General features: G+C 72.2%; 25 protein-coding genes. 14 read left to right on the top strand and 11 right to left on the bottom strand.

Annotation, left to right across the window (positions count from 1 at the left end; genetic code table 11):
* Positions 1–73 precede the first annotated feature (73 nt).
* Positions 74–1,279, top strand: coding sequence for an MFS transporter (locus OG570_RS37640; RefSeq protein WP_326953597.1), 1,206 nt, complete (start codon positions 74–76; stop codon positions 1,277–1,279).
* A gap of 67 nt (positions 1,280–1,346) precedes the next feature.
* On the opposite strand, the gene OG570_RS37635 is transcribed toward OG570_RS37640, so the two are convergent.
* Complete coding sequence (locus OG570_RS37635; protein WP_326953596.1) at positions 1,347–2,330, bottom strand: PaaX family transcriptional regulator; 984 nt, start codon at positions 2,328–2,330, stop codon at positions 1,347–1,349.
* Between the two features lie 209 nt (positions 2,331–2,539).
* Here OG570_RS37635 and OG570_RS37630 point away from each other — a divergent pair, with 209 nt between their 5' ends.
* The 7 genes from OG570_RS37630 to OG570_RS37600 are packed head-to-tail and all read left to right on the top strand — an operon-like array spanning position 2,540 to position 9,760.
* A complete protein-coding gene (locus OG570_RS37630; RefSeq protein WP_326953595.1) occupies positions 2,540–3,460 on the top strand; it encodes a transporter substrate-binding domain-containing protein in 921 nt (306 codons plus the stop codon).
* A 5-nt stretch (positions 3,461–3,465) separates the two neighbouring features.
* A complete protein-coding gene (locus tag OG570_RS37625) occupies positions 3,466–4,332 on the top strand; it encodes an amino acid ABC transporter permease (RefSeq protein WP_326949260.1) in 867 nt (288 codons plus the stop codon).
* Complete coding sequence (locus OG570_RS37620; RefSeq protein ID WP_326953594.1) at positions 4,329–5,114, top strand: amino acid ABC transporter ATP-binding protein; 786 nt, start codon at positions 4,329–4,331, stop codon at positions 5,112–5,114. Before OG570_RS37625 ends, OG570_RS37620 begins: the two co-directional genes overlap by 4 nt.
* Positions 5,111–6,250, top strand: a complete 1,140-nt coding sequence (locus OG570_RS37615; protein ID WP_326953593.1) for a CapA family protein — start codon at positions 5,111–5,113, stop codon at positions 6,248–6,250. Before OG570_RS37620 ends, OG570_RS37615 begins: the two co-directional genes overlap by 4 nt.
* Entirely contained in the window at positions 6,247–7,485 is a 1,239-nt protein-coding gene (locus OG570_RS37610) for a CaiB/BaiF CoA transferase family protein (protein WP_326949263.1), read from the top strand. Before OG570_RS37615 ends, OG570_RS37610 begins: the two co-directional genes overlap by 4 nt.
* On the top strand, positions 7,482–8,504 hold the full coding sequence (locus OG570_RS37605; RefSeq protein ID WP_326953592.1) for a 2-hydroxyacyl-CoA dehydratase family protein: 1,023 nt from the start codon (positions 7,482–7,484) through the stop codon (positions 8,502–8,504). The genes OG570_RS37610 and OG570_RS37605 overlap by 4 nt, the downstream gene beginning before the upstream one ends.
* Positions 8,501–9,760 (top strand): 2-hydroxyacyl-CoA dehydratase family protein, encoded by a 1,260-nt coding sequence (locus OG570_RS37600; RefSeq protein WP_326953591.1) that lies wholly within the window; start codon positions 8,501–8,503, stop codon positions 9,758–9,760. Before OG570_RS37605 ends, OG570_RS37600 begins: the two co-directional genes overlap by 4 nt.
* On the opposite strand, the gene OG570_RS37595 is transcribed toward OG570_RS37600, so the two are convergent.
* From OG570_RS37595 to OG570_RS37580, 4 genes are all read right to left on the bottom strand, one after another.
* Complete coding sequence (locus OG570_RS37595; protein ID WP_326949266.1) at positions 9,738–9,932, bottom strand: hypothetical protein; 195 nt, start codon at positions 9,930–9,932, stop codon at positions 9,738–9,740. The two genes, OG570_RS37600 and OG570_RS37595, sit on opposite strands and share 23 nt — an antisense overlap.
* An 80-nt stretch (positions 9,933–10,012) precedes the next feature.
* Positions 10,013–10,465 (bottom strand): hypothetical protein, encoded by a 453-nt coding sequence (locus OG570_RS37590; RefSeq protein WP_326953590.1) that lies wholly within the window; start codon positions 10,463–10,465, stop codon positions 10,013–10,015.
* 68 nt (positions 10,466–10,533) lie between these two features.
* Positions 10,534–11,655 carry an epoxide hydrolase family protein gene (locus OG570_RS37585; RefSeq protein ID WP_326953589.1) on the bottom strand — a complete coding sequence of 374 codons (1,122 nt, stop codon included), beginning with the start codon at positions 11,653–11,655 and terminating at the stop codon, positions 10,534–10,536.
* A 30-nt stretch (positions 11,656–11,685) separates the two neighbouring features.
* A complete protein-coding gene (locus OG570_RS37580) occupies positions 11,686–12,957 on the bottom strand; it encodes an MFS transporter (RefSeq protein WP_326953588.1) in 1,272 nt (423 codons plus the stop codon).
* A gap of 161 nt (positions 12,958–13,118) precedes the next feature.
* Between OG570_RS37580 and OG570_RS37575 the strand changes: the two genes are divergently transcribed.
* Positions 13,119–13,694, top strand: a complete 576-nt coding sequence (locus OG570_RS37575; protein ID WP_326953587.1) for a CGNR zinc finger domain-containing protein — start codon at positions 13,119–13,121, stop codon at positions 13,692–13,694.
* 55 nt (positions 13,695–13,749) lie between these two features.
* Here OG570_RS37575 and OG570_RS37570 read toward each other — a convergent pair whose 3' ends face one another.
* Positions 13,750–14,907, bottom strand: coding sequence for a mandelate racemase/muconate lactonizing enzyme family protein (locus tag OG570_RS37570; RefSeq protein ID WP_326953586.1), 1,158 nt, complete (start codon positions 14,905–14,907; stop codon positions 13,750–13,752).
* Between the two features lie 72 nt (positions 14,908–14,979).
* Here OG570_RS37570 and OG570_RS37565 point away from each other — a divergent pair, with 72 nt between their 5' ends.
* From OG570_RS37565 to OG570_RS37545, 5 genes are all read left to right on the top strand, one after another.
* Positions 14,980–15,720 (top strand): FadR/GntR family transcriptional regulator, encoded by a 741-nt coding sequence (locus tag OG570_RS37565; protein ID WP_326953585.1) that lies wholly within the window; start codon positions 14,980–14,982, stop codon positions 15,718–15,720.
* Positions 15,721–15,769: 49 nt separating this feature from the next.
* The gene (locus tag OG570_RS37560; protein WP_326953584.1) at positions 15,770–16,045 is read left to right on the top strand and encodes a hypothetical protein; all 276 of its coding nucleotides are present in this window, start codon (positions 15,770–15,772) and stop codon (positions 16,043–16,045) included.
* Positions 16,046–16,140: 95 nt separating this feature from the next.
* Entirely contained in the window at positions 16,141–17,577 is a 1,437-nt protein-coding gene (locus OG570_RS37555) for an extracellular solute-binding protein (RefSeq protein ID WP_326949273.1), read from the top strand.
* The gene (locus OG570_RS37550; protein ID WP_326953583.1) at positions 17,574–19,592 is read left to right on the top strand and encodes an ABC transporter permease; all 2,019 of its coding nucleotides are present in this window, start codon (positions 17,574–17,576) and stop codon (positions 19,590–19,592) included. Before OG570_RS37555 ends, OG570_RS37550 begins: the two co-directional genes overlap by 4 nt.
* Positions 19,589–20,857, top strand: a complete 1,269-nt coding sequence (locus tag OG570_RS37545; RefSeq protein WP_326953582.1) for a mandelate racemase/muconate lactonizing enzyme family protein — start codon at positions 19,589–19,591, stop codon at positions 20,855–20,857. The genes OG570_RS37550 and OG570_RS37545 overlap by 4 nt, the downstream gene beginning before the upstream one ends.
* Before the next feature lie 8 nt (positions 20,858–20,865).
* Here OG570_RS37545 and OG570_RS37540 read toward each other — a convergent pair whose 3' ends face one another.
* From OG570_RS37540 to OG570_RS37520, 5 genes are all read right to left on the bottom strand, one after another.
* Positions 20,866–21,606, bottom strand: a complete 741-nt coding sequence (locus tag OG570_RS37540) for a ribonuclease activity regulator RraA (protein ID WP_326953581.1) — start codon at positions 21,604–21,606, stop codon at positions 20,866–20,868.
* Positions 21,607–21,676: 70 nt separating this feature from the next.
* Entirely contained in the window at positions 21,677–22,912 is a 1,236-nt protein-coding gene (locus OG570_RS37535) for a sensor histidine kinase (protein WP_326953580.1), read from the bottom strand.
* A gap of 91 nt (positions 22,913–23,003) precedes the next feature.
* Positions 23,004–23,249 carry a hypothetical protein gene (locus tag OG570_RS37530; protein ID WP_326953579.1) on the bottom strand — a complete coding sequence of 82 codons (246 nt, stop codon included), beginning with the start codon at positions 23,247–23,249 and terminating at the stop codon, positions 23,004–23,006.
* 228 nt (positions 23,250–23,477) lie between these two features.
* On the bottom strand, positions 23,478–25,022 hold the full coding sequence (locus OG570_RS37525; protein WP_326953578.1) for an alpha/beta fold hydrolase: 1,545 nt from the start codon (positions 25,020–25,022) through the stop codon (positions 23,478–23,480).
* A gap of 154 nt (positions 25,023–25,176) precedes the next feature.
* Positions 25,177–25,755, bottom strand: coding sequence for a TetR/AcrR family transcriptional regulator (locus OG570_RS37520; protein ID WP_326953577.1), 579 nt, complete (start codon positions 25,753–25,755; stop codon positions 25,177–25,179).
* Positions 25,756–25,791 lie beyond the last annotated feature (36 nt).

The raw sequence follows: 25,791 nt of genomic DNA, 5'->3' as shown, positions 1-25,791 counted from the left end.
GCACGAATTCACGAAGCGACATTGATCACTCCCGGCTCCGGGCGCCCGCGTCGGTCACGCATGATGGCCGGAAATGGTTGAGGACTTCCGCCTGCGCTCGGTCGCCGCGGCGGCGTACGGGCCGGCGGTCCTGTTCGGACTGTCCGAAGGGGCCGTGCTGCCGGTCGTCGTGCTGAGCGCGATCGACCGCGGGGCGAGCACCTCGACGGCCGCGCTGATCGCCGCGTTGCTCGGCGTCGGGTCACTGGTCGCGAACATCCCGGCCGGGATGCTGGCGACCCGGATCGGCGAGCGCCGGTCGATGCTCCTGGCGTCGGCCGTCATGGTCGCGGGCGTCGTGACCTGCCTGGTCGATCTGGGCCGCGGACCGGCGTCGCTGCTGCTCTACGGCTGCGGGATCCTGCTGATCGGGGCGGCGAGCGCGGTCTACAGCCTGGCCCGCCAGTCGTACCTGACCGAGATCGTCCCGGCGCACATGCGCGCCAGGGCGTTGTCGACGCTGGGCGGGAGCATCCGCGTGGGCGTGTTCCTCGGGCCGTTCGCCGGGGCCGGGGCGATGCAGGTCGCCGGGCTGCCGGGGGCGTACTACGTGAGCCTGGCCGCGATCGTGGCGGCGGCCGTCCTGGTGTTCCGGGTGCCCGACCTGGAGGTCACCACCGGCGAGCGGGTGGACGCGGCCGCCGCCACGACGCGGGGGATGCTCCGGCAGCGGTGGCGGGTGTACGCGACGCTGGGCGTCGGGATCCTGCTGCTGTCGGCGATCCGGCAGACCCGCCAGACCGTGGTGCCGTTGTGGGCGGCGCACATCGGGCTGTCGCCGACCGCCAGCTCGATCGTCTACGGCGTCGCCGGTGCCATCGACGCGCTGACGTTCTACCCGGCCGGCAAGGTGATGGACCGCCACGGGCGGCGGTGGGTGGCCGTGCCCGCGACACTCGTGCTGGGCGTCTCCTTCGTCGTCATGCCGTTCGCGGGCGGCGCGGTGGCGCTGGTGGTGGTGGCCATGGTGATGGGCTTCGGCAACGGCATCGGGTCGGGCATCGTGATGACGCTCGGCGCCGACGTGTCGCCGCCGGTCGGACGGCCGACGCACATCGGCATCTGGAACGAGCTCGCGGACATCGGCGCCGGCGCCGGCCCGCTCATCCTGTCCGCGGTGACCGCGCTGGCCGGCCTCGGCGCCGGAATCGTGGCGAGCGGCCTGGTCGGCTTCGCGGCGGCGGGCGCGTTGTGGCGGTGGATACCCCGGCCCGCACGCGCCGGCCCGGGCACTGGGTGACGCGCTGCGGCCCGACGTCGTTGATCCTTGACGCACGTCCCGGGACGTCCGGCTCGGCAAGTGCCGCTTACTGGTGGCCCGCTTCGTCCAGCCGACGCGCCTGCGCGGCCTGTTCGAACGGCGTGTCGCCTGCCGCGTGGTGGTCGCCCAGGCCGGCGAACAGCGCGGCCACCTTCACCGAGTCGTGGTGGGCGGCGAAGTCGGCCAGCGCCGGGTCGGTGGCCGCCAGCACCTGCCGGAACCGGAGCTCGGCGAGCGGCCCGAGCCGGTCGTAGATCTGCAGGAACACCTTCTGGGCCCGGTCGCGCGCCCAGCCGGCGGGCAGCAGCTCGGCGGGCAGGTCGGGGTCGGTCTCCGGGAACCGGCGCCAGTCCACGCGCAGCTCGGTGCGGGTGCGCAACGCCTGCGCCGGGCTGACCAGACCGGCATCGAGGCCGGTGAGCACCCGTTCGTACCGCTCGACGAACTGCTCGTACTCCCGGGCGAGGGGCTCGAGGTCGAACGCCGCGACCGGGCTGCCGGCGTCGCCGGGGACCTCGGTGGCGCGGAAGACCGTCGCGCTGCGGAGGCCGAGTTCGCGCAGCGCGGCGAGCGCGGGGGCGGCCAGGTCGTGCGGGCTGACCCACACGCCGTCGTAGAGGGCGGCGAACCGCAGGACCCGCAGCCGTGACCGGAGTGCGGTGCGGAGCCCGCGGTCCTGCTCCGGCACGGAGAAGGTGACGACCGTCCACTGCCCGTCCCACTCCGGCGCGGTCGTGCCGAAGGTCAGCATCCGGTGGGTGCGCTCGATGATCACCTCGGACGTGCGGGCGGGAATGCCGTACGCCGTGGTCCGCCCGCTCCGCGACACGGTGAGCAGGCCGCGCGCGGCGAGGCGGCGGATCGCGGCCCGCGCGCTGGCCGCGCTGATGTCGAACTCGCCGAGCAGCTCCACCAGGGCGGCCGAGGGGATGTGCTCGTCGCGCCAGTACCAGAAGTCGCCGAGCAGGGACGTCAGGAGGAGCTGCGGTTCGGCTCCCTGCTGGGAGCGGGGCAGCGGGCCCGTCGTCATCGCGCGCTCGCCTCTTCCGGGGTTCGGGCCGGCGATCGGCCGGGGTCGCCCGCCGCCGGTGTCCATGGTGGCAGTCCCGGACCGGTGTCCGAATCGAGGGGTTGAATCACACGACACATCATGCGACGATCGGCGCCCAGATAGCAACCAATCTCCCCTCGGGTTCTCGCGCCGCCCGGTTCGGACGGCCTTCCTCAGGAAGAAACGACATGGGTTCCTCACTTCGTCAATGGCGTCGAAGCCCGCTCGCCGTGGCCGCCGCCGCGGGACTCGTCCTGGCCGGCTGCACGGTCGACGACGGGGCGGCGCCCGCGCCCTCCGCGGCCGCGCTCACCGTCGTCGCGGCGTTGCACGACCAGCTGCCGCAGGCGATCAAGGACGCGGGGGTGCTCCGGTTCGCCGGGGACTCCCACCCGCCGTACCGCACCGTCGGGCCGGACGGCAAGGCCGTCACCGGCATCGACCCCGACTTCCAGCAGGCGCTCGGCCAGATCCTGGGCGTGCGCACGGAAACCACCATCGTCGCCGGGCTCCCGGCCGCGCTGCAGGGCATGCTCAGCGGCCGGTACGACGCCTTCAACGGGCCCGTCAAGGCCACCGCCGAGCGCGAGAAGCAGTTCGACACCGTCACCTGGATGACCACGCGCACCGCCTACGTGGTGCCCGAGGGGTCCGCCGCCGGCATCAAGCAGACCGCCGACCTGTGCGGCAAGCGCGTCGCCGTGGTCACCGCCAGCGTGGTGGAAGGCCAGCTCGCGAAGCTGTCCGCGTTCTGTGAGCGCGAACAGCGGCCGGGGGTGCAGGTGATCGGGCTCGACGACACCAACGCCATCCTGCTGGCCGCGAAGTCCGGCCGGGTCGAGGCCGCCGGCATGACCCAGGCCGCGGCGATCGACGTGACCGAACAGCAGAAGGGGCAGTACGAGTACGTGACGCAGACCGAGGAGCAGGGCGCCACGACGGACAACCTCGCGCTGTACACCCCGAAGGCCGGGAAGCTCGGCCCGGTGCTGCAGAAGGCGTTCGAGGAGCTGTTCCGCAACGGCACCTACACCCGGATCATGCAGAAGTGGGCCCTGGCCGACGTCACGGTCCCGCAGCCGCTGTTCGACGCGGCGTCCGCGAAATGACCGCGATGTCCACTGTGGCGGAGACGGCCGCGGCCCAAGACGACGTCGCGTCCGCGCGCGGCCGCTTCCGGCCGCTGCGCTGGCTGTTCGTGCTCGTGCTCGCGGTGCTCGCGGCGCAGCTGGCCGTCTTCCTGGTCGGCAACTCCCGGTTCCAGTGGGACGTCGTGGCGAAGTACCTCTTCGAGAAGAGCGTCCTGGCGGGGCTGGGCACCACGGTGGTGCTCGCGATCGCGGCGATGGTGCTCGGGTCGCTGGCCGGCGGGGTGGTCGCGGCGATGCAGCTCAGCGGGTTCGGCCCCGCCCGGTGGGTGGCGACGCTGTGGGTGGGCCTGTTCCGCGGCATCCCGCCGCTGGTGCAGCTGATCTTCTGGTTCAACCTCGCCTACCTGCTGCCGCGGCTCTCGATCGGCATCCCGTTCGGCCCGGTCTTCGGCAGCTGGGACGCCAACGCGGTGATCACGCCGGTGACCGCCGCGGTGATCGGCCTGTCGCTGGTCGAATCGGCCTACCTCGCGGAGATCTTCCGCGCGGGGGTGTCGTCGGTCGATCCCGGCCAGCGCGACGCGGCCCGCGCGATGGGCTACCCGCCGGGGCAGACGCTGCTGCGGATCGTGCTGCCGCAGGCGATGCGCGTGATCATCCCGCCCGCGGGCAGCCAGTTCATCAACGTGCTCAAGGGCACCGCGCTGGTGTCGGTCATCGCGATGTCGGACCTGCTGCACTCGGTGCAGGTGATCTACAACCGCACCTACGAGATCGTGCCGATGCTGCTGGTCGCCTGCTTCTGGTACCTGGTCGTGGTCACCGTCCTGACGGCCGGGCAACGCCGGCTGGAACGCCGGTTCTCCCGTGGTCACCGGAGTGCCCGGTGAGCGCCCCGGTGCTGCGGATCGGCGACGTCCGCAAGCGGTTCGGCACGGTGGACGCGCTGGCGGGGGTCAGCCTCGACGTCCGCGAAGGCGAGACCGTCGTGGTCATCGGGCCGTCGGGCTCGGGCAAGTCGACGCTCGTCCGCTGCGCCCACCAGCTGGAGTCCGTCGACGGCGGCGCGATGTACCTCGACGGCGAGCTGCTCGGCCACCGGCGCTCGCCCGGCGGCCTGCGCCCGCTGAGTGAGCGGCGGATCGCCGCCCAGCGGCGTCGGATGGGCATGGTCTTCCAGCAGTTCAACCTCTTCCCGCAGTTCACCGTGCTGCGCAACGTCACCGACGCGGCGATCCGCGTGCACCGCCGCGATCGGTCCACTGTGGAGGGTGAGGCGCGCGAGCTGCTGGCGCGCATCGGCCTGGCCGGCCGGGAGGAGCACTACCCGCGGCAGCTCTCGGGCGGGCAGCAGCAGCGGGTCGCGATCGCGCGGGCCGTGCTGGTGCGGCCGCGGATCATGCTGTTCGACGAACCGACCAGCGCACTCGACCCGGAGCTGGTCGACGAGGTCCTGGCCGTGCTGCGGGACCTCGCGGCGGCGGGCACCACGATGGTGGTCGTCACCCACGAGATGGCGTTCGCGCGCGAAGTGGCCGACCGGTGCGTGTTCATGGAGGCCGGCCGGATCGTCGAGGAAGGGCCGCCGGAGGAGCTGTTCACCCGGCCCCGGACCGACCGGTTGCGTGCCTTCCTGTCCCGTCATCTGTCCCACGAGGAGGGTGTTTCGTGATCACTGTCGGCGCCGTCGGCGACCTCATCCTGGACGAACCGGATCCGGAGTTCTTCCTCGCGCCCGCCGCGCCGGTGCTGCGGGAGCTGGACCTGGCGATCGGGCACATCGAGGTACCCCACTCGACGACGTCGGTGCAGAGCAGCACCGACGTCCCCGCGCCGCCGGCGGACCCGATGGCGCTGAAGGCGGTGGCCGAGGCGGGTTTCGCGGTGGTCACCCTGGCGGGCAACCACGTCTGCGACGCCGGCGACGGGGGACTGGCCGACACGATCGCCTACTCCCGCGCGGCGGGCCTGCTGACGGCCGGCGCCGGGCCGGACCTCGCGCGGGCCCGGCGCCCGGCGATCGTGAAGCGGGGCGGCCTGCGGATCGGCGTGCTGTCCTACAACTGCGTCGGCCCGCGCGACTCCTGGGCCGCCTCCCGCAAGCCCGGCTGCGCGTACGTGCACGTGCTGACCCACTACGAACTCGACCACGCGAGCCCGGGCGGCCCGCCGAAGGTCTACACCTTCGCCGATCCTGACAGCCTGGAGGCGATGGCCGACGACGTGCGCCGGCTGCGCGCGGAGGCCGACATCGTGCTCGTGTCGCTGCACAAGGGCGTCGGGCACACCCCGGTCGTGGTCGCGATGTACGAGAGCCCGGTCGCCCGCGCCGCGGTCGACGCCGGGGCCGACGCGGTGTTCTCCCACCACTCGCACATCATGCGCGGCATCGAGGTCTACAAAGGACGGCCGGTGTTCCACGGGCTCGGCAACTTCGTCACGGTCACCCACGCGCTGACGCCGGGCGCGGGCGTGGGGGCCGACGAACTCCGCGCGTGGGCCGAACGCCGGACGAAGCTCTACGGCTTCGCGCCCGACCCGGACATGCCGTTCTTCCCGTTCCACCCCGAAAGCCGCAACACCGCCATCGCCTTCTGCCGCTTCGACGAGACCGGGCTGCACGAAGCCGGTTTCGTGCCCTGCCGGGTCGACGACCAGGGCCGTCCGGTGCCGGTCGGCGGCACCCCGGAAGGCGAAGCCGTGGCGAAGTACGTCGAGGACATCACCCGCGGCGCGGGCCTCAACGGCCGGTTCACCACCCGCGGCCCCGAAGTGCTCGTCGATCTCTCCGAGGGAGCTGCCACATGACCGACCAGCCACTGGCCGGCCGCGTCGTCGTCGATCTGACCACCGCGCTCGCCGGGCCGTACGCGACGCTGCTGCTCGCCGGGCTCGGGGCCACCGTGATCAAGGTCGAGAACCCGGCCACCGGCGGCGACTCGTCGCGCAACAACGCGCCCTACGTCGGCCGCGACGGCCTGAACCTGGCCCGCCGCCACGACGACGACCTGTCGGTGTCGATGCTGCTGCGCGGGCGCAACAAGCTCAGCGTCACCCTCGACCTGAAGAACCCGCGCTCCCGGGCCGTGTTCACCGACCTCGTCCGCGACGCCGACGTGCTGGTGGAGAACTACAGCCCGGGCGTCACCGAGCGGCTCGGCATCTCCTACGAGAGCGTCCGGGAGATCAACCCGCGGCTCGTCTACACCTCGATCAGCGGGTTCGGCGCCCAGGGCGGCCCGGGCTCGGGCAAGGCGATGGACTCGATCATCCAGGCGCTGAGCGGGGTGATGATGACCGCCGGGGAGCCCGACGAGGGCCCGGTCCGGTTCGGCCTGCCGATCGGTGACCTCCTGGCCCCGCTGTTCGCCGTGGTCGGCACGGTGTCCGCGTTGCTGCAGGCCGAGCACACCGGCGAGGGCCAGCGCGTGGACGTGTCGATGCTCGGCGCGCTGACCTCGCTCGTCGCGTGCGAGCCGTTCGACGCCTTCGACGCGGTCGGCCTGCCCCAGCGCACCGGCTCGATGGTGCCGCGGCTGGCGCCGTTCGGGATCCTGCCCGCTCTCGACGGCTACCTCGCGCTCTGCGCGCCGACCGACGCGTTCGCCCACGGCGTGCTCCGGGCGATCGGCCGGCCGGACCTGGCCGAGGACGACCGCTACCGCACGCGGGACCAGCGCGTGCGTGCCGCCGACGAGCTGCACGACCTCATCCGCGAGTGGTGCCGGGTGCGGCCGCTCGCCGAGATCCTCGCCGCGTTCACCGCCGAAGGGGTGCCCGCGGCCGAGGTCCGCGAGCCGCGCGAGGCGGTCCGGGACCCGCTGGTCCTGGCGCGCGAAGAAGTCGTGCCGCTGCGGCACCCGCAGCACGGCGCGGTCGCCGACCTGGCCGGGACCGGCGTGCCGATCCGGTTCTCCGCCGCCCGCGTCGCCCTGGACCGGCCCGCGCCCGCGCTCGGCGAGCACAACGAGCACGTCTACCGCGAGCTGCTCGGCTACACCGAACAGCAGCTGGCGGACCTGGTGGCGGAGGCGGTGATTTGAGCGCCGGGCTGCCCGCGGTGGGGTACGTCGGGGCCGACGTCCCGGTCGAGCTGATCACCGCGGCGGGGCTGCTGCCGCTGCGGCTGGCCGGGAAGCCGGGCGAGGACAGCACGCTTGGCGACCGCTACCTCGGCCGCGGCGTGGATCCGGTCGCCCGGTCGATCCTGACGCGGATCCTCACCGGCGGCTACGGGCCGCTCGAAGCCGTCGTCGTCTCCCGTGACTGCGAAGCCTCGCTGCGCCTGTTCTACGCCTTGCGCGAGCTGCACCGGGTCGAGCCGGAGCTGCGGCTGCCGCCGGTGCGCCTGGTGGACGTCCTGCACCTGCCGCACCACACGACCACCCGGTACGTCCACGCGAAGATCGCCCAGCTGCGCGAATGGCTCGGCCGGTGGCGGCCCATCGGCGACGACGACCTCGCCGCGGCGATCACCGCGCACGACACCCTGCGGCGGTCGCTCGGCCGCTGCGCTGTTTTGCGCCGGGCGAACCGGCTGAGCGGCACCGAGTTCCTCACCCTGGTCGCCGCGACCACCAGGCTGCCGGTCACGGCGGCCACCGCGCTCGCCGACCGCGTGGCCGCCGGCTCGCCCCAGGTCGAGGGGATGCGGCTGTTCCTCACCGGCAGCTCCCACGACGACCCCGGCGTCTACAAAACGTTGGAAGACAACGGTTTCCTCGTCGTGGGGGAGGACCACGACTGGGGTGAGCTGCTCTTCGCGCGCACGTGCGCGGCGCCGACGGAACTCGCGCTCGCCGAGCGTTACCAGCACAACGGCCCGGCCGCGCCCCGCGCGTCCATCCGGCAGCGCGCCGCCCACACGGCCGCGGCCGCCCGGGCCTGCGACGCGGAAGTCCTGTTCTCCTACGCGCGCGTCCACGACGACGCCCCACCGTGGGACTTCCCGGCGCAACGGGCCGCCACCGGACTGCGGGCGGTGGCGGCGGAACGGCAACCGTACGGCGAGCTGACCGGCGACGCCCTCGCGGCGCTCCTGCCGGCCGGGGTCGCGGGATGACCGGCCGGCTGGCCTCCGCGACCACTGCGACCGGCTACCAGCGCGAGTGGTTCGCCGGGATGCGCGACGACGTCGCCGCCGGTGCACCGCTGGCGCTCGTCAACGCGGACGCGCCCCAGGAGATCTTCCGCGCGATGGGCATCCCGTACGTCGTCAACCAGTGGTGGGCCTCGATCGTCGCGGCGAAACGCCAGACGCAGCGTTACCTCGGCCTGCTGCGCGAGCGCGGTTACCCCGATTACATCGAGCAGTACAGCGCCACGTCGCTCGCGTCGGCGTTCGAGGACGATCCCGGCCAGGCCCCGTGGGGTGGTCTGCCGAAGCCGTCGATCGTGCTCGGCGAGACGACCGGCGACGCGTCCCGGAAGATCTTCGACGTCTGGGACGCGCAGCCCGGCGTCACGTACTACCCGCTGGAGAGCGCGGCGGAGAACGCGGTGCCCGAGCGGTGGTGGGAGCTGATGCCGCACCGCTGGGAGGAGGCCATCGGGAGCGACCGGCTCGACCTGCTGACCGGCGAGCTGACCGGCCTGATCCGGTTCCTGGAGCAGACCACCGGCCGGGTGTTCTCCGAAACCCGGTTCCGGGAAGTCATGGCGCTGGTCAACGAGCAGCAGGAGTGGAACCGCCGCACCCGCGACCTGATCGCCGCCGCCCGGCCGTGCCCGATCGCCGTCACCGACGGCATCCCGAGCGTCATGGTGCCCCAGTGGCACCGCGGCACCGAGTGGGCCCGTGACGCCGCCCGCGCGTTCCACGACGAGGTGCGCGAGAGGATCGACGCCGGCGTCGCGGCGTGCCCGGACGAGCGGCTGCGCTTGATGTGGATCGGCCGCGGCCTGTGGTTCGACCTCGAGTTCTACCAGCGGTTCCAGCGCTCACACGGCGCGGTCTTCGTCTGGTCGATGTACCTCGCCATCGCCGCGGACGGCTACCTGCGCTACGGCGACGACCCGCTGCGCGCCCTCGCCGCCCGCTTCGCCGCTTTCAGCGACCAGCTCTACACGCCGCCGTGGTCGGCCGGGTGGTACGTCAAGGAAGCGCGGCACCACGGCGTCGACGGCGTCGTGCACCTGGTCTCCGACGACGCCCGCGGCGGCTACTTCACCACCCGCGCCCTGCGCGCCGCGGGGATCCCCGTGCTGGAACTGCACGCGGACAACGTCGACGCCCGCACCGGAGACGACCTGAGCACGCAGATGACCGCGTGGCTCGACGAACTCCGGCGGACGCTCACTTCTCCTTGCCCTCCGTGATCTTCACGGACTGCCAGTTCCCCGGCGCGTAGATGGCGAGGACCTTGTCGTCGCCCTGGGGGTCCTTGCCGCCGTACACGTAGAGGATCCCTTCCGGCCGCGAGGCTTCGAAGTGCTCGCCGTTCGGATACTTGTCTTCGTAGCTGCGGCTGGTACTTACCTCGACGGCCATCGATCACTCCTCGCTGCGTTGGTCTTCGTAGGTCGCAAGCGGTGGCGAGGCCGTTACAGGTGGTGAGCTCCCGACGGGCGCTAGCGAGGCTGCGGCGCGGGGAGACCGGCGGCGGCCAGGGCGTCCCAGAGGGGCTTCGCGTCGTACCGGTGGAGGCCCGGCCCTTCGACGAACTGGCAACCGAAACTTGCGGAGGTGAGAGTCGTGGTCCGGTTCTGGGTGTCGAGGAAGCGGAGTTCGTAGCTCGGTCCGAGTTCGAGGGTGCAGGCGATGTCCGCAGGCGGGGCCGGCAGGGAGCACGCGGCGGCGGCGATCTTCTTGATCGCCGCCGCGTCGGTGGTGCGGGCTTCGGCCGGGGTGCGGCCGGAGAGGCTGGGAAGCGCCACCTGGAGGGGGCGGTCGACGAGTTCCCGGGGTTCGTAGCCGGGGGAGCACAGCGCCGGAAGGTCTCCGGACCCCGGTTCGGCGCGGCCGCACGCCGTGGCGGCGGCGAGGAGGAGCAGGACGCCGGCCACGGCGGGCCGTCTTCGCATGGGCACGCTTCAGGGACGGAAGGGGCCGGCCGCACGGTTGCACGGGACCGCGCGGGCTTCCCGTGGCGTCAGCGGAAGAGGCGGAAGAACCCGCGCACCTGCTCGACCAGCGACTCCGGCTGCTCCATCGCGGCGAAGTGGCCACCTCGCGGCAGCTCCTCGAACCAGCGCAGGTCGGTGAACCGCCGCTCGGCCTCCCGGCGCGACGGGACCGTGATGTCGCGCGGGTAGACCGACACCCCGGACGGCGCGGTGACCGTGTCCCGGAAGTCGGCGAAGCTTTCCCAGTACAGGCGCGCCGACGACGTGGCCGACGCGGTGAACCAGTAGACCGAGATCTCGTCGAGGATCTGCTGCCGCGACACCGCGTCCTCGGCGTGGCCGTTGTTGTCCGTCCAGGCCCGGAACTTCTCGGCGATCCAGGCGGCCTGGCCCGCGGGGGAGTCGGTGAGGCCGTAACCGAGCGTCTGCGGCCGGGTCGCCTGCTGTCCCGAATACCCCCGGCCGGTGCGCTGGAACTCCTTCGCGGCCGCGAGGTTCACGCGCTCCGCGGGCGTCGGGTCGTCGAACGTCCCCAGCGCGACGGACCCCAGGTTCACGTGCACGCCGGCGACCCGCTCGGGCGCCACCTCGCCCAGCGCGCCGGACACCGCCGAACCCCAGTCGCCGCCCTGCGCGCCGTACCGCTCGTAGCCCAGCGACACCATCAACGTGTCCCAGGCGCGCGCGATGCGCTTGACGCCCCAGCCGGTCGTCGACGGCTTGTCGCTCCAGCCGTAGCCGGGCAGCGACGGCGCGACGACGTGGAACGCGTCCGCCGGGTCCCCGCCGTGCGCGCGGGGGTCGGTCAGCGGGCCGAGGACGTCCAGGAACTCGAGCACCGAACCCGGCCACCCGTGCGTGAGCACCAGCGGGAACGCGCCCGGCTCCGGCGAGCGGACGTGCAGGAAGTGGACGCCCAGCCCGTCGACGGTGTCGCGGTACTGCGGGAAGACGTTCAGCCGCGCGGCGAACCCGAAGTCGTAGTCCTCGGCCCAGCTGCGGCACAGCTCCTGCGCGTAGGCCAGCGGCAACCCCTGCGACCAGTCGTCCACCGGCTCGGGATCGGGCCACCGCGTCCGGCGCAACCGGTCACGCAGATCCGCGATCTCGGCTTCGGTGACGCTGGCTTCGAACGGTTCGGCGGCCACAGCGGGCCCCTTTCTCGGATCGGATGCGGGTCAGGCGCCGGGGCGCCGGGTCAGGCTGAGGACGAGTCCGGCCAGCGGCAGGGCCGCGAGCGCGGCGAGGGCCACCGGCACCGGCACGACGCCGGACAGGCCCGCGACCGCGGCCGGGCCGATCCCGCCGCCCAGGAAGATCATGAAGGTGAGCAGGCCCTGTGCGGTGTCGCGGTCGCGCGCGTCGACCAGTTCCGGTGCGAGGCCCACCAGCACGGCCTGCGCGCCGGCGAACCCGCACACGGTCAGCGCCGTGCCGGCGACGACCGGAACCGGCCCGGTGAAGACCGCGACCACGAGCACGCCGACGACGGTGAGGGCCGCCAGCCCGGCCGAGATCCGCCAGCCGGGGAGCCGGCCGGTCAGGGTGCCGACCAGCCGCCCGGCCAGTACCGAGCAGGCGGCGGCCGGGACCAGGAGCGCGCCGGCTTCCAGGGCGCCGCCGCCCGTGGCCTGCTCGATCAGGGACGGGGCGAGGAACAGCACCCCGTAGTAGCCGGCGAAGACCGTCCCGCCGATGACGCCGGCGGGCAGGAAGCCGCGGGCCGTGATCACCCGGCGGGGCACGAACCCGTCGGGCGTGCGCCGCACGCGCCACCACAGCCCGACGGCGGCGAGCACGCCGGCGGCGGCCACGACGAGCGTCACCGGAGCGGGCAGGCCGACCGAGTGCGCCTGCAGCAGTGTGATCACCGCGCCGGCGAGCACCGACAGCACGGCCGCGCCGGCGACGTCGAACCGCCCGGCCGGCTCGCCGCCGGTCCGCGCGAACGAGCGCCTGCTCGCCCACGCGGCCGGCAGGAGCGGCAGTGCGACGAACGGGATCGCGAGCACGGCACGCCACCCCAGCCAGGCGGTGACCGCCCCGCCCAGCAGGGTCCCGCACGCCGACGCCGTCGCGCTGGCGGCGGCGATGATCCCCAGCGCCCGGATCCGTTCCCGCCCGGGAAGGGCGGTGACCGCGGCGAAGACGGCGATCACGGTCGCGCCCGCCCCGGCGCCCCCGAGCAGCCGGCCGGCGATGACGACCGGCAGCGTCGGGCCGGCTCCCGCGAGCGCCGAGCCCGCGGCGAGGGTCACGACCCCGGCGACGAGGACCCGGAAGGGGCTCCACCGGCCCATCAGCCGGCCTGCGACCGGCATCGCGAGCGCGGAGGTCAGCGACCACGCGGCGAGGATCCAGGCCGTGGCCCCGAACGGCACCGCGAGCCCGCGGCCGATGGCCGGCAGTGCCACCGACGGCGCGCCCAGTGCGACGTACTGGGGCAGCACCAGCAATCCCAGGACCAGCCCCAGCCGGCGCCCGTCCGGGGAGTGGTCCGTTTCGCCGCTGAGGGCCCCGTCCGCTCGGATCGTCGTCTCCTCTCGGTATGGTGTGACACGTGACAGCTGCTTTGGATGTCACGTTACGGAACGGTGAGGAGACACGTCAAATGCTCGATGCGTGTTACACCGACGCGGCGGTCCAGGCGGCCGTCGATCTCGCCAACACCTGGAAGCCGATCAAGGGGGAGGACGCGCTCGAGACCGTGGCGCAGCTCCGGGACTTCCTCGACGCCCATTCCCCAGCCGGTCTGGCCGGGGAGCAGGGGACCGGTCCACGGCGGCTCACTGGCACCGACCTGGCGGAGGTCCGCGAGGTGCGCGAGACGGTGCGCGCCGTGCTCGAACGAGCCACCACCGACGCGGCCGGAACCGCGGCGCTGATCAACGACGGCCTGCGTCGCAGCCGCGCCACCCCGGCGCTGCGCCACGAGCACGACCGCTGGTGGACCGAGGTCACCGCCGACACCGACCGCTGCTCGGCGCACCTGGCCGCGACCACGCTCAGCGCGCTCGCCGCCGTGATCGCCACGCTCGGCCCGGCCCGTCTCGGCGTGTGCGCCGGGTCGAACTGCCGGGGCACTTTCGTGGACCTCTCGCGCAACGGCTCGAAGCAGTACTGCACCCGGACCTGCGCCCACCGCGCCAGCGTCGCGGCCTACCGGAGCCGGAACGCCCAGGGCTGACCCTCCACTGTGTACTGACCGCGCGGACGGTGCCCGGGCCGGCTCGCGTGACCGGCTACTCGAACACCCCGTAGCCCGCGACGGCGTGGGCCCGGACGCCGTCCATGTCGAGCTCCACGCCGACGCCGGGCGTGTCGGGAAGCGTGATGTAACCGTCCTTGACGATCGAGCCGCTCCCGTCGGGGGCGTGGACGTAGCTGTCCCACACCGCGCGCTCCTCCAGGGCGTGCCATTCCTGGACCAGGAAGTTGGGGATCGCGCCGCACATGTGCGACGTGGCCATCGTGCCCAGCGGCGTCGACACCAGGTGCGGTGCGAACGGGATGTAGTGCAGCTCCGCGAGGTTGGCGATCTTCTTGGCCTCGGCGAGACCACCGCACTTCGGCACGTCAGGTTCGATGACGTCGACGGCGCCGCGTTCGAGCAATTCGCGGAATCCCCACCGCAGGTAGAGGTTCTCGCCCGCGCAGATCGGCGTGCGGGTCTGCTCCCGCACCCGCACCAGCGCGTCGATGTTCTCCGCCGGCAGCGGTTCTTCCAGCCACATCAGGTGGAACGGCTCGAGCTCCCACGAAATCCGGCACGCGCTCGGCACGTCGTAGCGCGCGTGGAGGTCGATGGCCAGATCGACGTCCGGTCCGATCGCTTCCCGGACGGCGGCCACGCGCTCGACCATCGAGCGCAGCTCGGCGGCGTTGATCGTGTGGTTGAAATCGTCGAACTTGGCCGGGTGGCGCAGGTTGTCGATGTCGAACTTGATGGCGGTGAAGCCTTCGGCGACCATCCGCTGGGCCCGGTCGACGCACCCGGCGAGCGAGCCCGCCGGGTCGTCGCCGTCGCCGCAGTCGGCGTAGAGGCGGATCCGGTCGCGGAACTTCCCGCCGAGCAACCGGTAGACCGGCTGGCCCGCGGCCTTGCCCGCGATGTCCCACAGCGCGAGCTCGATCCCGGACAGCGCGATCACGGACACTCCGCCCTGGACACCCGCGAAAACCTTGCTACGGCGCAGTTTCTCCCAGCACCGCTCGACGTTGCGCGGGTCCTCGCCGATCAGGAGGGGCGCCAGGAAGCCGATCATCCCGACGACGGCGCCCGCACCGGCGTCGGGATTGGCCTCGCCGAACCCGCTGATGCCTTCGTCGGTGTCGATCCGCACCAGCGTGGCCTGACCGTGGTAGGCCACCACCGCCGTCGTGACGTTCACGATCCGCATTGTTCTCCCGCCGCCGGGTAGTGCGTACGAATGGACTGTCGCGAGGTCCAACTTGTCCTATAAGCTGATGACATGCAAAGGAGACAAGAGTCACAGGACGCTGTCAAGGTCCGGACTCTGCCGGTGCAGGTGGCGGCCCACCTGACCCGGCGCATCGTCAGCGGCGAGTTCGAGGAGGGCCGGGCCCCGTCGGAGCTCGACATCTCCCAGGAGTTCGGGGTGTCCCGTGTGGTGGCGCGGGAGACGCTCAAGATCCTCGCCTCACTCGACATCGTCGATGTCGCGCAGGGCCGCCGCGTCGTCGTGCGTCCCCGCGCGGAGTGGGACTACCTGAGCCCGCTGCTGATCGAGTGGCTGCCCGCGGAGATCGTCGGCGAGCTGCTGCAGGAGCTGCACCAGCTGCGCGTGCTGCTCGAACCGGAACTCGCCGCGATGGCCGCGGCCACCGTCACGGACGAGACGCTGGCCCGGCTCCGGGCCGAGATCGACCGCATGTCGGTGCTGGAGGCGGATCCCGAGGCCTACCTCGAGGTCGACCACGAGTTCCACATGGAGATCTGCCGGGCGGCCGACAACCGCATCCTCGACCGGATCATGTACTCCGCCCGCTGGCTCGGCACGGCCAGCCGGCGCATCACCAACGAGGGGCCGGCCGCGCTGCGCTGCGCCACCACCGACCACACGGAGATCTACGAGGCGCTCGTGGCGCGCGACCCGGAACGGGCCCGCGCGGCGATGCGCAAGCACCTGAGCAACAACTCCACGCTCATCGCGCAGACACAGCGAACCAAGCGAGCCACCCGGCGGCGCTAGCCACACCGCACGACCGGGATCCGGAACCGACGACGAGGACGGACGAGGCATGGCAGCACCCGCGATCCCGCCGATCCGGCCGGGACCGACCGGCCCCGGACCGGACGTCGCACGTGCGGGCCGCCGGCCGCCGGCCCGTGCCGTCGAGCCCCGTCGCCCGCTCGCCCGCGACCACGTCGACGCGTGTTTCCTCGCACCGGCGGCCGGACATCCGGACCGAACCTTGTTACTGGGCGAGAACTTCTTCCACCGCGACGACCCGCGCGACGCCCGCTTCGGCGTTCTCCATATCGCCCGCAACAGTTCGGCGTCCTTCGCCGCATGAACGACCCGCAGCGGGGCGCTCGCCTCGCTGTCCCGCCGGTTGCACCGTCGCCCCGTCGGTACGCGTCCGCTCGATCGGACGCGAGAGGAGTTGTCATGGAAGAGAAAACGGACCTGTCGAGACGCACGTTCCTCGGGATGAGCGCGGGAGTGAGCGCGCTGGGCGTGCTCGGTCTCGCCGGGTGCGGGAGCGGCCCCGCACCCGCGCCGCAGGTCGACGTCCAGGTGCCGAAGGCGCTGCTCGACCAGGCGGCCGCGCTGCGCGGCGGGTCGGCGGGGATGCTCTCGCAGAAGCTGTACTCCGAGGCCGCGAACAAGGCATTGGACAAGTCGTTGCAGGTGTTCGCGCAGGCCACCGGCACCACGGTCCGCAACGACCTGGTCTCCGGCGACGCCGGTGACATGGTCGCGAAGATGGACGCCGAGGTGAAGGCGGGCACCAACCGCGACCTGGCCTTCATGAGCGACCGGCGGTTCGTCGGCCAGCTCCACAACCTCGGCGCCCTCACCGACGTCACCGACGTGGTCACCGAGATGAAAGCGCTTTACGGGGAGCCCGCGACGGAGGCGGCCAACTACTGCGTGTTCGACGGGCGCTGGTTCGCGATCCCGTACCACTTCATCGCGACCGGGATGTACCTGCGCAAGGACTGGTACCAGGAAAAGGGTCTCCCGCTCAAGCCCTACTACTCGTGGGAAGAGCTGCGCGACAACGCGCTGGCCGTCTCCGACCCGGCGAAGCGGCGCTTCGGCTGGGGGCTCACGGTGAACCGCTCCGGCGACGCCAACGGCTTCATCGCGAACGTCATCAACACCTACGGCGGGGCGATCGCGGACAACACCGGCACGAAGGTGACGTTCAACTCGCCGGAAACCGTCGAAGCCGTCACGTTCATCGGCGACATCTACACGAACCCGAAGTACGCGCCGATGCTGCCGCCCGGGATCGGCAGCTGGACCGACTCGAGCAACAACGAGAACTGGCTGGCCCAGATCCTGGGGCTCACGCTCAACCAGTTCAGCGTCTACGCCGACTCGAAGACCAAGAAGAACCCGGTCTACGCCAACACCCACCCGTTCAACGGCGCCACCGGACCGGCGCTCGACCGGCCGCTCGCGTACGGCGAGTCCAACTCGTTCGTCGTGTTCAAGGGGGCGAAGAACCCCGACCTCGCCAAGCTGGTCGCGAAGTTCATGGTCGGCGGGAGCGCCCTGCTCGGTGTCGCGAAGGAAGCGCCGTGCCTGGTGAATCCCTCGTGGGACAAGGTGTGGGACTCCGACCCGTACTACACCACCGGTGACCCGGCCTTCGCCGCGCTGCGCGAGCAGACCCGCGCGGCGCTCCCGATCAAGACCAAGACCGGGTACGCCTTCCCGCAGGCGCCGAGCCCCGGCGAGCAGGCCGCCACCGCCGCCTACCTGCTGACCGACATGATGCAGTCGGTCATCCAGGGCACCCGGCCGGCCGACGCCGTGGCCTCGACCCACACCCGGATCGTCCAGATCTTCGAGCAACAGGGCTACCGGCAGTGACCGTCCTGCGTCCGAAGAGGACACCCCCGGCGCCGGCCCGTCCGGCGCCGGGCGCGTCGTCCTCGCTCACCCCGACCCAGCGGCGGCTCGGGCGCGACTGGCGCCTCGCGGCGGTGTTCATCGGGCCGACGCTGGTGCTGGTCGCCGGCCTGATCCTGGTCCCGATCATCAGCTCGGTCGTCACCAGCGCCACCGAGCGCCACGGCGCGGACACGGTCTTCGTCGGGCTGGACAACTACACCGCCCTCATCGACGACTCCGTGTTCCACAAGGGCGTGCTCAACTCGTTCGTCTTCACCGCCTACGCCGAGATCTTCAAGGTGGTCTTCGGCCTCATCGCGGCGTTGATGCTGCACCACATGCGCCGCGGCCGGGCGATCATCGCCGGGGTGATCCTGCTGCCGTGGGTGATCCCGACGGTCGTCACGGCCTTCACCTGGCGCTCGTTGCTCGACCCGATCTTCGGCAGCGTCAACGTCCTGCTCACCGACTCCGGGATCGGGCCCGCCCTCGCCGCGATCGGGCTCGTCGACAAGTGGCCCGCGGAGTGGCTGTCCGATCCCGCGCTCGCGCTGCCGGCGGTCATCCTGGTCAACGTCTGGAAGGGCGTCCCGTTCTTCACGGTGACGTTCCTCGCCGGCCTCAAGGCCATCGACAGCGGCCTGCACGAGGCGGCGATGGTGGACGGCGCCTCGTCGTGGCAGCGCTTCGTGCACATCACGCTGCCGGGGCTGCGTCCGGTCATGATCGTGACGGTGCTGCTGTCGTCGATCTGGACGTTCAACAACTTCGACCTGATCTGGCTGATGACCCAGGGTGGACCGGGCGACGCCACCGCGCCGTACGTGATGGTGGCCTACTCGAAGGCCATCCAGCAGCTGCAGCTGGGCGCGGGCGCCGCGGTCACGCTGGTCATGCTGCCGATCATCGCCGTCCTCGTGGTGATCCTCGTGCGGATGATGCGCCGCAGCGACCAGCCGGGCGCGGCGGATATGGGGCGCCGGCGGCTGAGTACCGTCCAGCGCCGGGCGCTGCCGTGGGTGATCGTCGCGGGCTCGGTGCTCGTACTGGTCTGGGCGTCGCCGCAGATCGTCTGGAAGGCCGCGCTCGTGCTGGGCGTGTTCGTGGTGCTCGCGGCCGCCGTCGGCCGGGTCGTCTCGACGCTCGCCGCGCGCGGCAACCGGCTGGCCGCCCGCCTGGTCGCCGGCGGCGGCTCGGGGGTCGCGCTCGCCGGCCTGCTGGGTTTCGTGCTCGCCCCGATCTACTGGATGACGGTCACGGCCTTCAAGTCCGACGACCAGATCGTCGCGCGCGGCGACGACCTCTGGCCGACGCCGTGGAGCACCGAGCAGTTCACCAACCTGTTCTCGGGCCGGGCGTTCGGCACCTGGTACCTCAACACGATCCTGGTGTCGGTGGCGTCCACCGTGATCGCCCTGGTCTGCGCCGCGCTGGCCGGCTACGCGCTGGCCCGGCTGAAGTTCCGGGGTTCGGAGAGCTTCACGGTGACGATCCTGCTCACCTACGTGATGCCGGGCGCGCTGCTGTTCATCCCGCTCTACCAGCTGATGAGCGGGATCGGGCTCAACGACTCGCTGTGGTCGCTCGTGCTCGCCTACCCCACGTTCACCCTGCCGTTCGCGACGTGGCTGCTCGTCGGCTACTTCAAGTCGATCCCGGCCGAGCTCGAGGAGGCCGCGCTGGTCGACGGCTGCACGCGGTTCGGGGCGTTCCGCCGGATCGTGCTGCCGCTGGCGAAACCGGGCCTGCTCGCGGTCGCGCTGTTCACGCTCACCAACGCGTGGAACGAGTTCCTGTTCGCCTTCGTGTTCATCACCAAGGACGACTACAAGACGCTGCCGGTCGGCATGCAGTCGATGATCTTCGGCGACGTCGTCCCGCAGGGGCAGCTGGCCGCCGCGTCGCTGCTGGTCAGCATCCCGGTCGTGCTCATGTACGGGTTCGGGCAGCGGTTCCTGACCGAGGGGCTCACCGCGGGAGCGGTGAAGGGATGAGCGGGATCACGGAGGAGCACGTCGCGACGGCGTCCCGGCCGAGCAAGCTGCGCATCACCGACCTGCGGGTGGCCAACGTGGCCGGGGTGCCGTTCCGCTCGTCGATCATCCGGATCGACACCAACCAGGGCCTGTCCGGTTACGGGGAGGTGCGTGACGGGGCCAGCGCCACCTACGCGCTCATGCTCAAGAGCCGGCTCGTCGGGGAGAACCCCTGCGACGTCGACAAGATCTTCCGCAAGATCAAGCAGTTCGGGTTCCACGGCCGCCAAGGCGGCGGGGTCTCCGGCGTCGAGATGGCGGTGATGGACCTGGCGGGCAAGGCGTACGGCGTACCCGCGTACGCGCTGATCGGCGGCCGGTTCCGGGACGAGATCCGCTGCTACGCGGACACGCCGTCGCTGCCGGACCCGCGCGCGATGGGCGTCCGGCTGCTGGACCGCAAGCAGCGCGGGTTCACGATGCTGAAGATGGACGTGGGCATCGACCTGCTGTGGGACGTGCCGGGCGCGCTGATCGCGCCGCCGGGTGCCCGCGAGGACGCCACGACGATGCACCCGTTCACCGGCATCCAGGTCACCGCGAAGGGCGTCGACCACCTGGTGTCCTATGTGGACATCGTCCGCTCCGTCGTCGGTTACGACATCGCGCTCGCCGCCGACCACTTCGGCCACATCGCCCTCGACTCCGCCATCCGGATCGCCCGCGCGCTGGAGCCGTTCACGCTGGCGTGGATCGAGGACCTGATCCCGTGGCAGCTGACCGACCAGTGGCGGCAGCTCACCACCGCCGTCGACGTCCCGACGTGCACGGGGGAGGACATCTACCTGCTCGAGGGCTTCCGGCCGCTGCTGGACGCGGGCGCCATCCGCGTCGCGCACCCCGACCCGGCGACGGCGGGCGGCATCGCGGAGACCAAGCGGATCGGCGACCACGCGCAGGAACGCGGGATCGCGATGGCGCTGCACCTGGCGGCGTCGCCGATCGCGACGATGGCGTGCGTGCACCTGGCCGCCGCCACCGAGAACTTCCTCGCCCTCGAACACCACGCGGCCGAGGTGGGGTTCTGGAGCGATCTCGTCACCGGCCTGCCCCGCCCGCTGATCCGGAACGGCCACATCACGGTGCCGGACACGCCGGGACTGGGGTTCGGCGACGTCGACGAGGAGCTGCTGCGCCGCCACCTCGACCCCCGTGATCCGGTGTTCTTCGCCGAGACGACGCACTGGGACGGGGAGTCGAGCCACGACCGGCTGTGGAGCTGAAAGCGCTGTCAGGCCGGGCCCCGCCGGGCGCGCCACCGCTCGTACTCGGGCCGGGCCTCGTCCGACAGCGGGTAGTACAGCCGCATGTCGCCGCCCTCGGCCAGCCGGATCCGGGAGAACTCCTCCCATTCCGCGTGTTCCTGGGCGTGGGCCACCAGGGCGGGGGCGAGCTTGACCGGCACCACGACCGCCCCGTCGTCGTCGGCGACGACGATGTCGCCCGGCTCGACGAGGGTGCCGCCGCACGCAACCGGCACGTTGACGGCGGCCGGGACGATGCCGGTCTGGGTGTGGAAGTTCGGTGTGGCGCCCCGGATCCACAGCCCGAGGCCGAGCTGCTTGGCCTCGCCGGTGTCGCGCAGACAGCCGTCGACCACGACGCCGGCGCCGCCGCGGCCCTTGAAGTAGGTCAGCATCATCTCGCCGAACACACCGCTGCTCATGTCGCCGCGCGCGTCGACGACGATCATGTCGCCGGGCTGGGCGTGGTACATGACGTGCCGGTGCAGCTGCTTCTCCGGTTCTTCGTATTCTTCGACGGGGTAGAGGTCTTCCCGTTTCGGCAGGAACTGCAGCGTCAGCGCCGGTCCGGCCACGCGCACGCCGGGGGTCACCGAGACCGGGCCGCTGATGAACGCGCTGCGGATGCCCATGCGGCTGAGCTCGCCGCTGGCCGTCGCGCTGCCGATGGCCGCGAGGGCGGCGCTGAGCTCGGCGGGCGGGCGGGCGATGTCGTGCGTCTCGACCACGTAGATAGCTCCCTCGGGTCCGCGTTCACCGTGACTGTCGAAGAGTTTCGCTGGGACTCCGGATCCGAGCCTAGTCCGGCGGACCTGCTTCCGCGACGTCATCCGGGTGCGGTTTTGTCCTCCGTGCCACCAAAACACCGACCCCGCGGTCCACTGGGTCCGCGTTCCCCCGTCGTTGCAGCGCTTCGGCCGTGGGGAACGCGGCGCTGACACGGAACCCGTCGCCCGACGGTCCGGCGGTGAACCGGCCGCCGAGCGCGTCGACGCGCTCGCGCAGCCCGGCGAGCCCGCGGCCGCCGGAGCCGAGCACGCCGGCGTCGGTCGCCGGGCCGCGGGTGGTCACCTCGATCTCGAGGTGGTCGGCGCCGTGACCGACGCGCACGGTGGCGGGCCGGCCGGCGGCGTACTTGGCCGCGTTGGTCAGCGCCTCCTGCACGATCCGGTACGCCGTCAGCTCGGTGTCCGCCGGCCACACCCGGCGTTCGCCCGATTCCACCAGCTCGACCACCCGCCCCGGCTGCTCGACGAGGCCGCGCAAGGCGTCCAGGCCCGGCGTGCGCGCGCCGGTCGCTTCGAGAACCCCGAGCAGGAACCGCAGTTCGGTGAGGGCGTCGCGGCCCGAGCCGGTGATGGTGGCCAGTACCGCGGGAAAGCGCTCGGGCGGGAGGTACCGCGCGGCGTCGGCCTGCACAACCATGGCCGTCACGTGGTGGGTGACGACGTCGTGCAGTTCGCGGGCGAGCCGCGCGCGTTCCTCGGCCGCCGCGGCCCGGGCGGTGAGCCGCCGCCGCTGCACCTCCTGCCACCGCCGTTGCCGCACCACCGTGCCCAGCAGCCAGAACAGCGCCAGCACCCCGTAGTAGACGAGGTAGATCAGCACGCCCGACGGGGACCCGCGCCAGGTGACCAGGAGCGCGAAGACGACGTACCCCGCTGTCACCGCCGCGGGCAGGGCCCAGCGGAACCGCTCTTCGCGCGCTCCCGCCGAGTAGAGCGCGAAGTACAGCGCGAGACTGGCGATCGTGGGGGAGTAGGCGAGCACTTCGTGCGCGGCGAAAGACGTCGCGATGACCGCGAGAGTCGCCGCGGGCCACCGGCTGCGGCCGGCCAGCGGGAGCGTCTGCCCGAGCACCAGCACGACCGCCGCGAAACCGCCGTCGTGCCGCGGCAGGTCGCCGAACTGGGCGCCGAGCATCGCCAGTGCCGGGACGAACGCGGCGACCGTGACGCTCGCGGCGAGCGCCCGGTCCCGGATCTCCGGCGGCACGCGCGCCCAGCGGTTCCGGAGACGGTCCGGTGTCGGCATGGCCGGGAGCCTAGCGATACCGGGCCGTTCCCGTTGCGGCGCCCGGGAAAGTGGAGGCGCGCCGGACCTCGGCCGCCCGCGAGCGCGTGAATCAGCTGCGGCGACGGCACTTCGGTCCGGATTCCGCTGAGCACCGCAGAGCGGCGGCCGGCCACTCGCGCAGCGCCGACGCTTTGCCCGGGTCCGGGTCCGGCTGGGGCGTGCCGTTGATCGTCGCCACCAGGGAGTGGTACCTGGTCAGCAGTTTCAGCCCGGTCGACTCGGACATCGACACGAGCTTGTGCAGCAGGCTGACCTGTTCCGTCGTGGTCTGCTGCCGCCTGACGGTCCGCAGCACGGCTCGGCGGGCCTAGAACTGCCGCAGCTGGTCCTCGACCAGCCGCAGGTGGGTGCGAGCCGGGCGATGGCGTGCACGTCGTACTGCCGGAAGCCGCCCTCGGTGAGCGCGGCGGCGACGTCTCCGATGCGTAAAGCTCTTTCATACCGTCGCTATGGGATCTCGAGCGGGTTGAGAGTCAAGGGCGCGGGCGGCCCCCGTCGAGGCAGGCCGCCCGCGCCGGGGCGATCACTGCGTCGTGACGTCGGTGCAGTCGAGGTCCTTCTCCGGCAGCCGGCCGGTGTCCAGGAAGGCCGTGGTGGCGGTGTCCGCGCAGGCCGAGCCTTCGTGGTAGACGTAGTGCCCGCCGTTGCCGACGCCGACGAAGGCGGCGCGGTTGCCCAGCGCGTGGCGCAGCCCGAGGCCGGAGTCCCACGGTGTGGCGTGGTCACGGCGGTTCTGCAGGATCAGGGTGTTGCGCGGGCCCTGGCCGGTCACGGTGACCGGCTTCTCGACCGGTTGCGGCCAGAACGCGCACGGCCAGATGTTCGCCGGCATGCCCGCGGTCAGCGGCCAGGCCGTGCGGTCGGCGGCGGTGGCCCGGGCGTAGGCGCCGACGTCGTGGGACCACTCGGCGTCGCCGCAGGTGAGGGCCAGGAACATGGTCGCCTGGTTGTCCGCGGGGACACCCGGGGCGGCCGGGCCGTCGGCGAACACCTGCTTGAGCACCGCGCCGTCGGCGTCGGTGACCCGCCCGTCGGCCAGGTCGCCGGCGGCCTTCCAGACCTGGGCGAGCACCGGCAGGGTGTTGTTGTGGATCAGCAGCGCGTAGGTGACGCCGCGCAGCATCGCCCCGCTCAACGACTGTGGCGTGCCCGGGACCGGCGCCGGCTGGTGGTCGAGCCGGTCGGCGAGCGCGAGGTAGGTCCGGGTGACCTCGGCGGGGGTGGCGCCGAGCCCGAGGGCGCCGTTCTGCGCGGCGGCGACGGCGGCCGCGTCGGGGAACCGCTCGGCCATGCCCTTGCTCCAGCTCGCCGCTTCGCCGGCCCACACGTGGGCGGGATCGACGTTGCCTTCGAGGATCACGCGGTCGGTGCGGTCCGGGAACAGTGCACTGTAGACGGTGCCGAGGTAGGTGCCGTAGGACTGGCCCCAGTACGAGATCTTGGCTTCGCCCAAGGCTTCCCGGACGCGGTCGAGGTCGCGGGCGGTGTTGGCGGTGGTGAAGTAACGCAGGTTCTCCCCGGCCGTGGCGGCGCACTTGGCGGCCGTGGCCCGGGCGGCCTGGACGTTCGCGTCGATCGAGCCGTCGGCGGCGGGGTACGGGAAGAGGGCGGCGACGCTGGGGTTCTCGAGGCCGCAGCTCTGCGGGGTGCTGGTCCCGACTCCGCGCGGGTCGAAGCCGATCAGGTCGTAGCCGTCCAGGACGGGTTTCGGCAGCGTCGGGGCCATCGTGCCGGGTGTGTCGAGCCCCGGCAGCGCCGGACCACCCGGGTTCAGCAGCAGGACGCCGTGGCGCTTGGCGGGATCGGCGGCCCCCAGCCGGGAGATGACGACCTCGATCGACGCGCGGTCCGGCCGGCTGTAGTCCAGCGGTACCTTCACCTTCGCGCAGGTGAGCCGGGGATCCCGGGTCGTGCCCGGCGCCGCCGCCGGGCACGGTCCCCACGCGAGCGCCGCGGGCTGGGCCGGGCTGTCTTCGTCGTTCGCGCTGTCGCACGCCGCCACGCCGAGAACGGTCAGCGTGGTCACCGCCAAAGCCGCCGCGAACCGTGACCCGCGTGTCTTCCTCATGGTGCTCGCCCTCCGCCGTTCAATGGTTTTGACGGCGCTGAAGGTAGCGAGGGCGGGACCGCGCGAACGTCACCCCGGAGTGGGCAGCCCGAGTAGCTCTCCCGGGGGACAACGGCCCGGATCTACACGCTTTTGGCGAGCGGCGTTGGCCGTGCTACTCGGCCGCTGCCGCGGGGATGGCGTTGTCGACGAGGACGGCCGCGGCGGCGGCGGCGGTGGTGAACGCTTCGGCGTCGAGGACCCGGCTGCGGGCCGAGGCGCCGTCCAGGAGCAGCGCCAGCTGCTCGCCGAGCTGTTCCGGGTCGGGGGCGCCGGCCTCGCGGGCGGCCTCGGTGAGCCGGGCGGCGAAGCCGAGTTTGTAGTCACGGGCGTGCACGCGTGCCGGGTGGCCCGGGTCGGGGATTTCGACGGCCGCCGCGATGAAGGGGCACAGGGGCGAGTGCACGTCGAACACGGCGAGGAGCCGTTCGCGAGGTGTGAGGTCGGTGCGGTCGAACACTTCGGGCAGGATCTCGGGGTCGAATCGGCGCAGGCCTTCGGCGATCAGCTCGTCCTTGCCGGCGAAGTGCTGGTACAGCGTGCGTTTGGACACCTCGGCCACCGCGCAGAGCTGGTCCATGCCGGTGCCGTTGATGCCTTGGTCACGGAACAGCTGCTGTGACGCGCTGAGGATGCGCTCGCGGGCGCCCCGGCCGCGCCGCAGGCCTCGCGGTCCCTTCTCCACCTCTGTCACATCCCCAGCTTAGCGCACTTGGGTACCGCTCGGTGT

Origin of the sequence: Amycolatopsis sp. NBC_01286 (genome assembly GCF_035982555.1) — a bacterium.
Lineage (GTDB): Bacteria > Actinomycetota > Actinomycetes > Mycobacteriales > Pseudonocardiaceae > Amycolatopsis.
The sequence above is the reverse complement of the archived record's forward strand: the minus strand, read 5'-3'. Positions and strand labels throughout refer to the sequence as shown.

Excerpts from the sequence above, each read along its gene's own strand:
- OG570_RS37570 (WP_326953586.1), bottom strand. The coding sequence starts at position 14,907 with ATGCGGATCGTGAACGTCACGACGGCGGTGGTGGCCTACCACGGTCAG.
- OG570_RS37590 (WP_326953590.1), bottom strand. The coding sequence starts at position 10,465 with ATGCGAAGACGGCCCGCCGTGGCCGGCGTCCTGCTCCTCCTCGCCGCC.
- OG570_RS37630 (WP_326953595.1), top strand. The coding sequence starts at position 2,540 with ATGGGTTCCTCACTTCGTCAATGGCGTCGAAGCCCGCTCGCCGTGGCC.
- OG570_RS37525 (WP_326953578.1), bottom strand. The coding sequence starts at position 25,022 with ATGAGGAAGACACGCGGGTCACGGTTCGCGGCGGCTTTGGCGGTGACC.
- OG570_RS37560 (WP_326953584.1), top strand. The coding sequence starts at position 15,770 with ATGGCAGCACCCGCGATCCCGCCGATCCGGCCGGGACCGACCGGCCCC.
- OG570_RS37595 (WP_326949266.1), bottom strand. The coding sequence starts at position 9,932 with ATGGCCGTCGAGGTAAGTACCAGCCGCAGCTACGAAGACAAGTATCCG.
- OG570_RS37535 (WP_326953580.1), bottom strand. The coding sequence starts at position 22,912 with ATGCCGACACCGGACCGTCTCCGGAACCGCTGGGCGCGCGTGCCGCCG.
- OG570_RS37610 (WP_326949263.1), top strand. The coding sequence starts at position 6,247 with ATGACCGACCAGCCACTGGCCGGCCGCGTCGTCGTCGATCTGACCACC.
- OG570_RS37575 (WP_326953587.1), top strand. The coding sequence starts at position 13,119 with ATGCTCGATGCGTGTTACACCGACGCGGCGGTCCAGGCGGCCGTCGAT.
- OG570_RS37600 (WP_326953591.1), top strand. The coding sequence starts at position 8,501 with ATGACCGGCCGGCTGGCCTCCGCGACCACTGCGACCGGCTACCAGCGC.
- OG570_RS37635 (WP_326953596.1), bottom strand. The coding sequence starts at position 2,330 with ATGACGACGGGCCCGCTGCCCCGCTCCCAGCAGGGAGCCGAACCGCAG.
- OG570_RS37555 (WP_326949273.1), top strand. The coding sequence starts at position 16,141 with ATGGAAGAGAAAACGGACCTGTCGAGACGCACGTTCCTCGGGATGAGC.
- OG570_RS37545 (WP_326953582.1), top strand. The coding sequence starts at position 19,589 with ATGAGCGGGATCACGGAGGAGCACGTCGCGACGGCGTCCCGGCCGAGC.
- OG570_RS37640 (WP_326953597.1), top strand. The coding sequence starts at position 74 with ATGGTTGAGGACTTCCGCCTGCGCTCGGTCGCCGCGGCGGCGTACGGG.
- OG570_RS37565 (WP_326953585.1), top strand. The coding sequence starts at position 14,980 with ATGCAAAGGAGACAAGAGTCACAGGACGCTGTCAAGGTCCGGACTCTG.
- OG570_RS37625 (WP_326949260.1), top strand. The coding sequence starts at position 3,466 with ATGTCCACTGTGGCGGAGACGGCCGCGGCCCAAGACGACGTCGCGTCC.